Origin of the sequence: Kamptonema sp. PCC 6506, assembly GCF_000180455.1 — a bacterium.
GTDB lineage: Bacteria > Cyanobacteriota > Cyanobacteriia > Cyanobacteriales > Microcoleaceae > Kamptonema > Kamptonema formosum.
In genome coordinates, this window is record NZ_CACA01000356.1 from 24373 (window position 1) to 39287 (window position 14915).

Here is a 14915-nt window from a genome sequence, read left to right on the forward strand (position 1 = left end):
GCGATCGCATGACTAAAACCTATAAAGTACCTATCGCGGTACACACGCACCCGTCGGCTTCGGAACACGAGCAGAAGCACCATCACCTGAATTGTACGCTACAAGTCTTACTTGTCCTTGAGCATCCATTACCCAACCTTGAGCAGGGATAACTGCCTGTGGCTGAATATCTATTTCTACTTTTTTATCTTCTACTTTTTGATCTTCTGCCTTGTGACTTCCAGTTGTCACTGGTTCCACCCAGTTTAACTGTCTAGAATCGTTGCTGAGGACATCATTAGGATTCGGTGGCACTCCTCCTTTACCAGTAATACTAAACTCATTTCCTCCCCCTTCTATGCAAGGATTAGCTGCAATTAAAGTGCTGAGATCGACCACATTTTGGTCTAAGGTGACTAATCCTTGAGCGGGATTTACCCCAGTAGTGCTAAAAGTTACGGCTCCTTGTAATGCGGGGCCAGCCTGTTGTGAAATGGCGGCAATATCGCTGGTGGAAAGTAAAGAAGTTGGATTCACTTGTAAAGCGGCAAATTCAGCGTTAGTTAGTCCTAAACTACTTCTGGCTTGTTCGCGGTTAACAGTTGTAAAACCAAAGATATTCGGGACATTCACCGTAACTTGACCGCCTCTAGCAGTACGCGCATTAGCAGTAATATCGTTATTTTCATTTGGTAAAGTCGCCAGAATATCACCCTGAATTCTGATATTTCCACCATCAGAAATACCTGCATCGGTGGTAATTCTACTCCCGCGTCGCAACTGGATATCTTGCGCCTTGATATTAATATTTCCCCCACCACCAGAGTCGGTTGTACCGTCAATACTGGCTTTATTGTCTAGGGCAATTGAGTTAGCTACAACATTAATATTGCCAGCCCTTCCCGTTCCCAAAGCCCGAACACTAACCGTTGCTCCATCCCGGACAGTCAATCGATTTACATTCAGATTCAATGAGCCAGCATTCCCCGTAGCGTTGGGATTGAAAACACCATAAGCATTGCCAACCGAAGCCTCAATTCTACCGCTGAAGCCATCGTTACTCCCAATGCCTTGCACTTCTAAGCTAGAGGCATCAATTGTAATATCTCCTGCATCGACTGCACCCAAAGAAGCGGCAGAAATAAGACCCCCACCTCGCACAGTTAGTTTAGGTGTTGAGAGGCGGATATCTCCACCTCTACCAGAGCTTATAGCTTGAGTAACCAGAGAACTCGCGAAGCCCCCATTCCCCAAAACTCCAGACACGCCGCTCACATCTATCGACTCTGAAGCTCTCACAGTTAAATTTCCTCCAGGCCCTCCGCTCGTAGAAAACAGGACTTGGCTAATAATTACACCCGTCGATAAACTAACTGAGGCTCCATCAGAAACAGTCAGCCGCTTAGTGTCAATGGTAATATCTCCGGCTTTCCCATTCCCATCGAAAGAGTTCGTGCCGATTAAAGTTTGCGCCGTACTTCCAGGTAGAATCCCTGACAATTCTACAGATTCACTCGCTTTAATCGCGATATTCCCCGATGCTCCATCACTGCGGGTGATGCTGACGAGATTGGAGCCATCGCGCATGATTAACCGTTGTGCGTCAATAGTTATGTTTCCGCTCTTACCGCTACTTCCACGATTTGTGCCGCTACTGAGCGCTGAACTGACGAGTTCGACGGTGTTAGCACGGATATTTATATTTCCGGCATTTGCAGCACTAAAGGTATTGGTACCGCCTGTTGCCCCATCGCGCAGCAGTAGCCATCCGGTGTCAATGTTAATCTCTCCGGCGGCTCCACTGCCAGCAGTACCAGCACTCAAAATAATTTGCGGGTCAAAAGGGTTGAACGCTCCAGAGGCTAGATATTCACTATAAACCCGCTGATAGCCCTCAATTCCTAGTCCGATCATTTCTACTGAGTCAGTAGCGTGGATGTTCAAATCGCTTCCCATCCCATCTCCCAGTGTCGCTGGGATAATTTGCGACCCTTTATCTATTCGCAAATTTTGGGCATTAATATTAATATCTCTACCATCAATATTTCCTAATGTCAATCCCAAAATTCCTGAACTACTGACGGTGACATTTGAACCTCTGATGTCAATTTTGCCACCTCCTAATCCGCTGGTGTTTATAAATGCACCATTCATTTCAAGATTGCCGAAGTTCTGAATATTGTCATAGTTTAAATTCAGACCTAAAGCTGTTGGTTCAAATTGTACTAAACCGGGACTTTGGACACTTCCCAGTAATATTTGTCCGCTATAAGCTGTTAAATTTCCACCTTGTAGTTGAATGTCTCCACCAATTAAGGCTAAGGTTTGACCGGGAGCTACTGCTAAACCAAGTTTATTAGAAACAGGAATTTCTATGGGCAATGGCGGTAAGGTTGGTGTGGGGCCAATTGCTTGGGAAGTGTTGACAATTGTGCCGGGATTTTCTCTAAAGTTCAAACCTACAGGAATATTAATCGCTAATAATGGCACTGCATTAGCATCGACCGCACTAAATTCAAAGCCATTATCAAAAAAGATTCCACTACCAGTAGAACCAATAAATGAACCCCGTAAGTCTAACCGAGCATTGGGGCCAAATATAATTCCTCTGGGATTGAGTAAAAATAAATTAGCATTACCCTGTACTCCCAATACTCCTAAAATATTGGAAGGATTGCCCCCAGTCACGCGGGTAAAAATATTAATAATCCCATTGGGATTGGCAAAATATGCGCCGCGTCCTTCACCTACATTAAATTCGCGGAAACTGTGAAACAAACTGACACCACGATTAGCCCCGCCTTCGATTCTATCTGAGGGTAAATTGTTAATAGTTGCGGGAACTGTGCGCGAACTTTCTGCACCCAAGCTATTATCAGGGACAATTTGAGCAAGAGCGGGGAAGGGAAACAGTAGTAATAAAGCAAAAAGTAGTGTAGAAGATTGGCAGTGCATCATTGCAATTAAGTTAATTTGTATGGGAAAAACAAAGTCAGCAAAACTGAAAGAGTACCTATCGAGGTACGCAAACACCTGTAGGTTTCGGACTGCGAGTAGAAGCACCACCACCCGAATTGTACGCTACCAGTGTGACTTGTCCTCGAGCATCCATCACCCAACCTTGAGCAGGAATAACTGCCTGCGGCTTTATTTCTATTTCGGGACTTTTAACTTCTGCCTTGTGACTTCCATTTGCCACTGGTTCTACCCAATTAAACTGAGCAGAATCGTTGCTGAGGACATCATTAGGGTTAGGTGGCACTCCTCCTTTACCAGTAATACTAAACTCGCTTCCTGCCCCTTCCGTGCAGGGATTAGCCGCAATTAATGTCGCAGAATCGACCACATTTTGCGGTAATACTGCTAACCCAGAAGCTGGATTGACACCAGTAGTGCTAAACGTTACCGCCCCTTGTAAAGCGGGGCCAGCCTGTTGAGAAATAGCCGCAATATCGCTAGTATCAATTAAAGAAGTTGGATTCACTTGTAAAGCGGCAAATTCAGCGTCAGTTAGTCCTAAACTACTTCTGGCTTGTTCGCGATTAACAGTTGTAAAACCAAAGATATTGGGTACATTCACTGTAACTTGACCGCCCCTAGCTGTGCGAGCATTAGCAGTAATATCGTTATTTTCATTTGGTAAAGTAGCCAGAATATCACCCTGAATCCTGATATTGCCACCATCAGAAATACCCGCATCAGTGGTAATTCTACTCCCGCGTCGCAACTGGATATCTTGCGCCTTGATATTAATATTTCCCCCACCGCCAGAGTCAGTTGTACCGTCAATATTCGCTTTGTTATCCAAGGCAATTGAGTCAGCTACAACATTAATATTTCCCGCCCTTCCCCTTCCTAAAGACTGAACGCTAACCGTTGCCCCATCCCGGACAATCAATCGATTCGTATTCAAATTCAACGAGCCAGCATTCCCCGTAGCGTTGGGATTGACAATAATAGAAAAACTGCCAGCCGAAGCCTCAATTCTACTTGCAAAACGACCGTTACTTCCCGCGCCTTGAACTTCGATGCGATCGGCATCAATTGTAATATTTCCGGCATCTACTGCACCCAACGAAGCCGCAGAAATAATCCCCCCATTCCGCAGATTGAGTATGGGCGTAGAGAGGTAGATATCTCCACCCCGACCAGAACTTGAAGTTTGAGTAGCTAGAGCACTGGCTCCGAATCCTACATTTCCCAAAACTCCAGACACGCCGCTTACTTCTATCGACTCGGAAGCTCTCACAGTTAAATTTCCTCCTAGCCCCCCATTCCTAGAAAACACGACTTGCCCAATAACTGCACCCGTTGATAAACTAATTGAGGCTCCATCAGTAACAGTTAGCCGCTTAGTGTCGATGGTAATATCCCCAGCTTTCCCATTGCCATCAAAAGAGTTTGTACCCATACGAGTTTGCGCGGCACTTCCAGAAATACCCCCCGATAATTCTACTGATTCAGTTGTTTTAATCGTGATATTTCCCGATGCTCCATCGCTGCGGCTGATGCTAACCAAACCACCAGCATCGCGTATGATTAACCGTTCTGCCTCAATATTAATGCTGCCGCCAGAGCCGGTACTTTTCTTAGTTGTTCCATTATTGATTGCTGAACTGACAAGCTCAAAGGTGTTAGCGCGGACATTCAGATTTCCCCCATTTCCAGCAGCGAGGGTAGCACTACCGCCCACCACGCCATCCCGCAGCAGCAACCGTCCGGTATTGATATTAATCTCTCCAGCGGCTCCATTGCCCACAGTACCACTATTAATTACAATTTGGGGATCGAAGGGGTTGAGAGTTCCAGATAATATGTATTGGGTATAAAATCGCTGATAGCCTCCTATTCCCAACCCAACCATTTCTACTGAGTCAGTAGCGCGGATATTAATATTACTCCCCATTCCATCTCCCAAAGTTGAAGTAAGAATTTGCGCTCCTTTATCTACTCGTAAATTGTCAGCATTAATGTCAATTCCTCTACCATCAACATCTCCTAGTGTCAAGCTATAAATTCCCGAACTGCTGATGTTGATATTTGAACCTCTGATGTCAATTTTGCCACCTCCTAATCCACTGGTATTGATAAGTGCCTCATTCATTTCAATATTGCCAAAATTCTGAATATTGCTGTAGTCTAAATTTAGAGCTAAAGCCGTTGGTTCAAATTGCACTAAACCGGGACTTTTCACACTTCCCAATAATATTTGTCCGGTATAAGCTGTTAAGTTTCCACCTTGTAGTTGAATATCTCCACCAATTAATGCTAAAGTTTGACCTGGATCTACTGCCAAACCAAGTTTGTTAGAAACAGGAATTTCTATGGGCAATGGCGGTAAGGTTGGTGTGGGGCCAATTGCTTGGGAAGAGTTGACAATTGTGCCGGGATTTTCTCTAAATCTCAAACCTAAAGGAATATTGATCGCTAACAATGGCACTGCATTAGAATTAGCGGCGCTGAATTCAAAGTTATTATCAAAAAGAATGCTGCTGGCAGTTGAACCGATAAATGAGCCGCGTAAATCTAATCTCGCATTGGGGCCGAAGACAATCCCTTTGGGATTAAGTAAGAATAAGTTAGCATTGCCTTGCACTCCTAATGTTCCTAAAATATTGGAAGGATTTCCCCCGGTAACGCGAGTGAAAATGTTAGCAATACCGTTCGGATTGGCAAAATATGCTCCTCTGCCTTCACCGATGTTAAATTCTTGAAAACTGTGAAATAATTTAGGGCCACGAGTTGCACCGCCTTCTATTCTGTCCGATGGTAAATTATTGATAGTTGCGGGAACTGTGCGCGAACTTTCTCCACCTAAACTATTATCGGGAATAATTTGAGCAATAGCGGGGAAAGGCAATAGTAGTAATAACCCAAAAATTAGGGCGGAAGATTTATGAGCCATCTTTTCATTACTGTTAATTTAGTATTCACAAAAAGACTGTAGATATCTAAAACAGGACTTACGCACGATCGCACTACGGCCGCCAACAGGCGCGGTATTGTCACCGCTAGGTTGGCGGCGTTACAGATAGTTTTGCGTAAGTTTTGGCCTATCGAGGTACGCAAACACCCGTCGGTTTCGGACTGCGAGCAGAAGCACCACCACCCGAATTGTACGCTACAAGTGTGACTTGTCCTCGAGCATCCATCACCCAACCTTGAGCAGGAATAACTGCCTGTGGCTTTATTTCTCTTTCGGGACTTTTAACTTCTGCCTTGTGACTTCCAGTTGCCACTGGTTCCACCCAGTTTAACTGTCTAGAATTGTTACTGAGGACATCATTAGGGTTCGGTGGTACTCCTCCTTTACCAGTAATAGTAAACTCATTTCCTTCCCCTTCTATGCAGGGATTAGCGGCGATTAATGTGGTTGGGTCAACTACATTTTGCGGCAAAGCTACCAATCCTTGAGCCGGATTCACCCCAGTAGTGCTAAATGTCACCGCCCCTTGTAATGCGGGCCCAGACTGTTGAGAAATCGCCGCAATATCGCTAGTAGCAATTAAAGAAGTTGGATTGACTTGTAAAGCTGCAAATTCAGCATCAGTTAGTCCTAAACTACTTCTGGCTTGTTCGCGGGTAACTGCTGTAAAACCAAAGATATTCGGGACATTTACTGTAACTTGCCCTCCCCTAGCAGTACGCGCATTAGCAGTAATATCGTTGTTTTCATTTGGTAAAGTAGCCAAAACATCGCTATTAATCCTGATATTTCCACCGTCAGAACTACCTGCATCTGTTGTAATTATGCTACCCCGCCGCAACTGAATGTCTCGCGCTTGGAGATTAATATTTGCCCCTGTACCAGACACGGTAGTACCATCAATTATGGCTTTATTGTCAAGCGCGATCGAGTCTGCAACCACGTTAATATTGCCAGCCCTACCTGTTCCTGAAGATTGAACATTAACCACTGCACTATCCCGAAGAATCAATTGACTAGCATTCAAATTCAACGAGCCTGCATTTCCAGTAGTATTGGGATTGACAGCATTAAATGCTCTACCAGCCGAGGCCTCAATTCCACTCCTCAACCGACTGTTACTCCCGATGCCTCGTACTTCTAAGCGATCGGCATTAATTGTAATATCTCCCGCATTTGCTGCGCCCAAGGAAGCCGCAGAAATAACGCCGCCATTCTGCACAGTTAGTTTAGGTGTTGACAGGCGAATATCTCCACCTCTACCAGAACTTGCAGTTTGAGTAACAAAAGAACTTGCTACATAACCCGCATTCCCCAAAAATCTTGACTCGCCGCTTACTTCTATAGACTCGGAGGCTTTCACGGTTAAATTTCCTCCCGTCCCGCCATTTGTAGAAAACACGACTTCGCCAAAAATTGCACCCGTCGTTAAACTAATTGTGGCTCCATTAGAAACACTCAGCCGCTTAGTGTCGATGCTAATATCCCCACCTGTTCCATTTCCCTGAAAAGTATTCGTGCCAATCCGAGTTTGACCTAAACCTACAGGAAGACTCCCCGACAATTCCACAGATTCAGAAGCTTTAATGGCGATATTCCCCGATGCTCCATCACTAAGGCTGAAGCTGGCGAAAGCACCGCCATCGCGCAGTATTAATCGTTCGGCTTCCACAGTAATATTTCCGCCTTGACCAGTGGTTGCGTTCGTTGTGCCGTTATAGAGCGCCGAACTGACGAGTTCGACGGTGTTGGCGCGGATAGTCAGATTTCCGCCATTGCCAGCACCAAAGGTGGGGGCACCGGCCACTACCCCATTGCTCATCAACAGCCGTCCGGCTTCAATGTTAATATCTCCTGCTCCTCCACTGCCAATAGCGCTAGTAAAGAGAACGATTTGCGAAATGAAGGGGTTGCCTGTTCCTGATGTCTGAAAACTTTCTGTAAGCTGCTGATAGCCCTCAATTCCCAACCCGGTCATTTCTACTGAGTCAGTAGCGCGGATGTTGATATTGCTCCCTTTTCCCTCTCCTAGTGTTGTGGTGAAAATTTGCGATCCCTGCTGTAGTCGCAAGTTTTGGGCATTGATGTCGATGCCTCTACCATCAAGATTTCCTAGTGTCAGTCCATAAATTCCTGAACTACTGAGAGTGATATTTGCACCCCTGATGTCAACTTTTCCTCCTCCTAATCCGCTGGTATTGAGCAATGAACTGTTCATGTCAATATTGCCGAAGTCCTGAATATCTCCATAGTTTAAATTCAGACCTAAAGCGGTTGGTTCAAATTCTACTAAACCTGAACTCTTGACACTTCCGAGTAATATTTGTCCGGTACTGGCAGTAGCAATACCGCCGTTGAATTGGATATTTCCCCCTACTAGGGCTAAGGTTTGACCGGGGTCTACTGCTAAACCAATATTATCAAAAATTGGTACTGGTAGAGGAAGGTCAGGCGGTGAGGGGTTAGGAGCAATTGATTGGTTAATAATTGCGCCAGGATTTTCGCGAAATCTTAAACCCACAGGAATATTAATTGCTAATAAGGGTACTGTATTAGAATTAGCGGCGCTAAATTCAAAGCCATTATCAAATAAAATACCGCTACCAGTTGAAGCGATAAATGAGCCGCGTAAGTCTAACCTTGCATTGGGGCCGAAGACAATTCCTCTGGGATTAAGTAAGAATAAGTTAGCATTGCCTTGGACTCCCAATATTCCTAAAATATTAGAAGGATTACCACCAGTAACGCGAGTAAAAATGTTAGTAATGCCATTAGGGTTGGCAAAATATGCTCCTCTACCTTCACCGACGTTAAATTCTTGGAAACTGTGAAATAAGTGAGGGCCACGAGTTGCACCGCCTTCTATTCTGTCCGATGGTAAATTATTGATAGTTGCGGGAACTGTGCGCGAACTTTCTGTACCTAAACTATTATCTGGGATGATTTGAGCGATGGCTGGGAAAGGAAAAAGCAGTAGGAATGCAAAAATTAGGGTGGAAGAGGGACGGGGCATCATTCAAATCCTGTTAATTGGTGATTAGGAGTAGAGCGAGCGCTGCGAGTGTAACAATACTGCACTTTCTAGGTAAGTGAAGTACAGAGAAACCGGGTTTCTTAAAGAAAACCGATTTCTAGCGAGAAATCCAGCAGAAACCCGGTTTCTGTGGTGTACTTTATCAATCTGAAATCCGCTGTATTTCAGGGAGCATCGGAATGGTATGGGCGGGGCGGGTTTATAAGATTTGTCGATACCTAGCAAATATCCCGGCGAACCCGCCCCTACAGAACTTAACATCATACAATTCCGAATCAAACGGATTTGATATGAAACGATAGCAGCACCCGTCTACAAAAATTAGTCTCAACTTTCTCTATAGAGTGTCCCGATCGCTTAATAAAAGTGACCGAGGATGACTTTTTACTCGACAGAAAAAGAGAGATTGAAAGGCAAAGTAGCTAAAAAGGAAAATAATTAATGCTGAAGTAGATGCCTTTTTCTTGCCAAGTGTTGTTCCCCGAATCAACGCTGATTAAGGGGATACTATAGTCGAGTCTGGCATTGAGCCGATCGCTCATTTGCCATATCAATCCTAAACCTGCACCCAATAAACGCTCTGAGTCGGGATTGACTTTCTCTCCCGAATGATTCCACCCGATGCCAAAATCAATAAAGGGAGCAATCTGCAAAATGCCTTTGATTTTTGGTACGCGCCAAATGGGGATTCGTACTTCCGCAGAGGCGATCGCGCCGCTATCACTTAGTAGTAAATCTTGCCGATATCCGCGTACAGTCTGAACACCGCCAATGCCAATTTGTTCGAGGGATAGTAGATCTCCGGTGGCGAGTTGAAGGTCAGAACGCAGAACTAGCAAAGTTTCGGGCGCTAGTAGCCGGACGTATTGAGCTTGTCCCCGCCATGAGAAAAAGCGGCTATCGGGGGCATCATCGTTTACAGTAGCACCAAAGATATCGGTGCCGAGGGAGAATTGCGATCGCGCTGCGAAAACTTGATTTTGACTGCGCTGCACGTATTCTTGAAAGAAGCGAAAGGCTGTAACTCGCGTTTCCCCTTGGTCGTTGGCTCCTGGTGAAAGGGGATAGTTCTCTCCTAATAGAGAAGTATCGCTTTCTTGACGCGAAAAAGTCAAGCCTAAAGCTAATTCGCGATCGGGTTTTAGAACTATTGGTTGGCGATATGTGAGTTCGTAGGTGCGCGATCGCCCTTCGATGTCTAGGCGATCGAAGGGTTCTTCAATCACGTTAGTTTTGGTAACGCCTGCTGCAATTTGAATTGTGCCGTTGTGAGCGTTGACGGGGACAGTATAACTGGCATTTAATTCATTACTACCGTCGGTGTTGGCATAAGATACATTTAATCCGTCACCCAAACCGATTAAATTAGCTTGGTTGATGCGAACGCCGCGTCGAAAACTGCCTACACTAGGAGAGCGGTTGTTGTCTGCAAATAGCTCAACGCTAAAGGTATCTGCTTCTTTGACTCGCACTTGTAAGCGGCTGCGTTCGGGCCGACTTCCGGCTTGAAGTTCTGCTGAGATATTAGCAATCTGAGGGTCGAGTTGCAGCAGTTGTAATGCTTCTAGCAAGCGATCGCGGTTTAAGGGTGGACGAGTGGCGAGGTTTAAGCGCGATCGCACGTAGTTAGAGTTAAGCCGCCGATTTCCCGTAATCTCAATTCCCTCTAACCCTCCTTCAATCACCCGAATTTTAACAATTGCTCCTTCTCTAGGAAAGGTTTGGTCAGTTGGAATCACCGCACCGGAATTGACATAACCCGCATCTATGTATTTTTGAGTGATGGCTGTTTCTACCGCCAGCAGTTCGCTAAAGGTGATTTCCCGTCCCGTAAATGGTTGAGCGATTGCCGATAATTCGCGATCGCTAAAAGCAGTATTACCTTCAAACTCAAACCGTTCCACCCGAATTGTCCCCGGAATTTCCGGAGAGACTTGATTGGGAGGATTTGGGGGGATTGGCTGTAAGGGAAGCGGTTGCGGCTGCGGCGGTGTAGAATCGGGCAATTCAGGTGGTTTCGGGAAAATGGGGTTAGGTAGTTGAGCCAACTGCAAGTCGGGTTCATTAAAAGTAAAAGCTGGGATTGGAGGTAAGCCATTGCGATCGCTACTGGCAACTTCTAAATCTTGAACATTTGAAGGCAAAGTTTTCACCTCGCTAGCCGCAACTTTAGCTCCTCCCACCATTAGCCAAACAAACCCCGTTAGCCCCAATAGTATTCTAAGACGAGTCATAATTAAGTCTTTCCTGCCCAGGATTAAGTGAGTCAAATCACTAATTGTTTTTTATAGCCTTAATTCATGAGGCTATAAATTAGAATAGATGTCACCAAATGCTTTCCTAGCATAACTAATATCTGAGTTATTAATTCACAACTCAAGACCGATCGGCCTTGGCACTCCCCGATAATTCAGCACTTTGCACCCGTGCCATCCGAATTGTTTGGGGAAATACACCCACTAAAAGAGCCAAAGCCAGATCTGGAAGCTGTGCTACCGTTTCGGAGTCAAAATACTGTTCAAACTGAGTCAAAAGCATCTGCGATCGCACCACAGGCAAACTCCTTGCCGTTAATTGTTCAGTTAAACGCACCCAATGCCTGCGAATTCCATAAGCTTTTTGTCGCTCTTCAGGAGATTTCGGCTCAACCAAGCAAACATCTCCCACTAAAATCACCTCTTGGCAATCGCGATCGAAAACACCCCCAACAGCGGCTCCCGGCCCCGCAAACTCAGCGTGATACACCTTAATCAAAATTAGACCATTACGGCGACGACTGTCCACAATCAGCAATTTACCGCTGTGGATCTGGGTAAGAATTTCTGGCGGTTGGGGGTACTCAATCAATTCTGTACCGCAGTTTAGGCGTTCATTATCCATGCCAACAAAGCCGGAGGGCAGAGCATACAAATAGAGCTAAAGTAGGTGCTAAATTAAAGTATCCATCACTTCCGCCTCTGAATTAGAATCAAGAATTTGCAAGCAGAAGAGATTGAAAAATCCGCTTTGAGCCTCTTTCAGCTTTCTCTGTAAGGGCCCATGACGATATCTCCCCCTCTCTGGGACTTCGATCGCAAATCCCACCTCCATCAACTTTTTGAAGATTCCAAGGCAGCATGATTGAATATCAATTGCAGATACAACAAGCCGTAAATACCCTCAAAACTGATTTACCCACACTTTTTGAGCAAGATATTTCCTATGATATCTATACAAAAGATATTTATTTTCAAGATCCAGTCAACAAATTCAAAGGAAAAATAAACTATCGTATTATCTTTTGGACTCTACGATTTCATGCTCAGCTATTTTTTACAGAAATTCACTTCGATTTGCACGAAGTTGGTCAGACAGCATCAGATACTATTCTAGCAAAATGGACTGTTCGCGGTACCTTACGAGTTCCCTGGAAAGCTCAGATATTTTTCAACGGCTACTCTACTTACAAGCTCAACACTGAAGGTCTGATCTACGAACATATCGACACATGGGATCGGAAACCAGGAGAAGTATTAAAGCAATTTATCCGCAAAGGAGACGAGATTAATTAAAAATTAAAATTTCAAGATTAAGGACTGTTGAGTATCCAAACCCGCTAACAATTGCTAAAATTATCATTTGCTGAAATTTATCAAAGGGAAAAGATCGTGACTGATATTGTCGAAACTCTCACCAATGCAGGGTGTTTTAAAACATTGCTGACTGTAATTGAAGCGGCTGGTTTGTTAGATCTGTTGCAGGGATCGGGACACTACACTATTCTCGCACCAACTGACGAAGCCTTTGCTAAGATTCCACCTAATACTATCGCTTCTTGGATGGAAAATATTCCTAAACTCAAACAAATTCTGAGCTATCATATCATATTTGGTGATGTCAGAACTGATAATTTTCTTGAACTCACTTCCGCTGAGACAGTAGAAGGTTCAGTAGTTGGGATTGATACTTCTGACGGTATTAAAATCAATCATGCTAAAATCCTCAAAGCAGATATTCTTGCCGACAACGGCACGCTCCACATCATTGACGCAGTGTTAATACCAGCGTTAGTTAATTAATAGCAATCAGGGTGGGGAATACCCACCCAATCTGTTAGTTGAAGCCTTCAATGCTATTCCCTTCTTCCCCGATCAATCGGAGCATCGGAGCATCGTAGCCCCTCTTCTTCCCTGAGCATCGGAGCATCGGAGCATCGTAGCCCCTTCTTCCCTAGCCCTGAGCATCGGAGCATCGTAGCCCCTTCTTCCCCTAGCCCCTAGCCCCTAGCCCCTAGCCCCTTCTTCCCTAGCCCCTTCTTCACTAAGTATTAAGCCAGTCCGAGGGGGTATGGTTAATTCTAGTTGCTTAGTTTCGCCTTCGAGGTTCCACAAAACCTCGCCTCTGCCATATATAACCTTATCGGGATGAGATGTAAGATTAGGTGTATCAAAACTAACATTAACTGGTTCAGTTCCGACATTAACTGCCACAATCAATTCCTCTGCATCCAAAATTCGAGCGAAAACATAAGCTGTTCCTTCAGTGAATAGAACATGATATAATCCTGTACGAAGAGCTGGGTATTTTTGGCGCAAAGCTATTAAATACTTGTGGTAATTTAACACATCAATTTCCCAATGTTGTTCCATCGGAAAGCCTCGGCGAGAATCTGGATCTAAACGACCAGGTAAGCCAACTTCATCACCATAATATATGCTAGGAGCACCGGGAAATGTTAACAGTAGCAAAGTCGCGAGTTCGACAGTCGATTTATCGCCTCCAGCAATAGAAAGCAGGCGTGCTGTATCGTGACTTGCCAGCAAGTTTAGCTGAGTAAGCTGTATTTCCCAAGGATAGAGTTCTAACAAATATTGGATTTTTTCGCCGTACTCTTTAGCAAATAATGGTGGGTAGGGATGGTAAGATCGGCCTTCTACTTGCTGAATGTCAACGCGATCGCCTGCTGTAAAAGCAATAGTCGGCCCGGCAAAAAGATAATTCATTACGCCGTCAAATTGAGTACCATCCAGCCATTCTCGCGCATCTAGCCAGACTTCACCAACGATATAAGCTTCGGGATTTATAGCTTTTACTCGCTCTCGAAATTCTTGCCAAAATCCGGGTGTTTTAATTTCAAAAGGAACATCTAAACGCCAGCCATCAATGCCGAATTTAATCCAATATTCGGCAATTTCCATGATATATTCTCGCACTTCTGAGTTATCATGATTAAAGACTGGCAAGGCGCGATTTCCATCCCAACCAGCGTAGTTAGCAGGGAACTCACCATTGTAGGCAGATAGCGGCCAGCCTTCTATTTTGAACCAATTTAACCAAGGAGAATAGGGGCCATTTTCAAGGATGTCATGGAAGAAGAAAAAACCGCGACTCGCGTGGTTAAATACGCCATCAAGAACAACTTTAATGTTACGTTCATGGGCGGCATCTAAGAGTTCCTTAAAAGCAGGATTTCCGCCTAACATGGGATCGACTTGGTAATAGTCGTGGGTGTGGTAGCGATGGTTGCTAGCAGATTGAAAAATGGGGGTAAAGTAGATGGCATTGATGCCTAAGTCTTGTAGGTAGTCTAATTGTTCCATTACACCCCATAAGTCGCCACCTTTGTAGCCTTGGAGGGTGGGAATTTCATGCCATTCTTCCCAGAGGAAGTTTTGCAAGAGGCGTTTGCGGGGTTGTTTGCTTCTGGCGAAGCGATCGGGGAATATTTGGTAGAATACGGCGTGTTTTACCCAGTCTGGCGTTTGAATTTGCATTTTAGTATGGTTGAGCGTCCATGACTAGGTTACATTTGTCGTGGCTGCTTTTGAATCTAACTTTTGGTAGAAAGCAGTCCATATAATGTTTAATAATGTAAGTATCTAATGTGAGTGAGGGGTGACGGGGTGGGGATAGGTATGCCGTTGATGTCTGCGATCGCTTGCCAGTCGAGTCCCAGTTTTTCGCAAATTTCCCCGTTACGGAATGATAAGTAGAAGG

At 44.8% G+C, this 14915-nt stretch carries 8 protein-coding genes; 2 read left to right on the forward strand and 6 right to left on the reverse strand.

The genetic code is table 11. The annotated features are described in order from the left end of the window. Positions 1-30: 30 nt before the first annotated feature. From OSCI_RS25495 to OSCI_RS25515, 5 genes are all read right to left on the reverse strand, one after another. A complete protein-coding gene (locus OSCI_RS25495) occupies positions 31-2937 on the reverse strand; it encodes a filamentous hemagglutinin N-terminal domain-containing protein (RefSeq protein WP_007358092.1) in 2907 nt (968 codons plus the stop codon). A gap of 55 nt (positions 2938-2992) precedes the next feature. After that, entirely contained in the window at positions 2993-5884 is a 2892-nt protein-coding gene (locus OSCI_RS25500; RefSeq protein ID WP_007358093.1) for a filamentous hemagglutinin N-terminal domain-containing protein, read from the reverse strand. A 148-nt stretch (positions 5885-6032) separates the two neighbouring features. Then, on the reverse strand, positions 6033-8918 hold the full coding sequence (locus OSCI_RS25505; protein ID WP_019487713.1) for a filamentous hemagglutinin N-terminal domain-containing protein: 2886 nt from the start codon (positions 8916-8918) through the stop codon (positions 6033-6035). A gap of 443 nt (positions 8919-9361) precedes the next feature. Then, on the reverse strand, positions 9362-11173 hold the full coding sequence (locus tag OSCI_RS25510; protein ID WP_019487714.1) for a ShlB/FhaC/HecB family hemolysin secretion/activation protein: 1812 nt from the start codon (positions 11171-11173) through the stop codon (positions 9362-9364). Between the two features lie 142 nt (positions 11174-11315). Then, positions 11316-11819, reverse strand: coding sequence for a hypothetical protein (locus tag OSCI_RS25515; protein WP_007358096.1), 504 nt, complete (start codon positions 11817-11819; stop codon positions 11316-11318). A gap of 236 nt (positions 11820-12055) precedes the next feature. Between OSCI_RS25515 and OSCI_RS25520 the strand changes: the two genes are divergently transcribed. Together OSCI_RS25520 and OSCI_RS25525 are read left to right on the forward strand one after the other, a co-directional pair. After that, positions 12056-12490, forward strand: coding sequence for a DUF2358 domain-containing protein (locus OSCI_RS25520; protein WP_007358097.1), 435 nt, complete (start codon positions 12056-12058; stop codon positions 12488-12490). 96 nt (positions 12491-12586) lie between these two features. Beyond that, on the forward strand, positions 12587-12997 hold the full coding sequence (locus OSCI_RS25525) for a fasciclin domain-containing protein (protein ID WP_007358098.1): 411 nt from the start codon (positions 12587-12589) through the stop codon (positions 12995-12997). A 204-nt stretch (positions 12998-13201) separates the two neighbouring features. Here the strand turns inward: OSCI_RS25525 and OSCI_RS25530 are convergent, their stop codons facing one another. After that, positions 13202-14692, reverse strand: coding sequence for a glycoside hydrolase family 13 protein (locus OSCI_RS25530; protein ID WP_007358099.1), 1491 nt, complete (start codon positions 14690-14692; stop codon positions 13202-13204). Between the last annotated feature and the right edge of the window lie 223 nt (positions 14693-14915).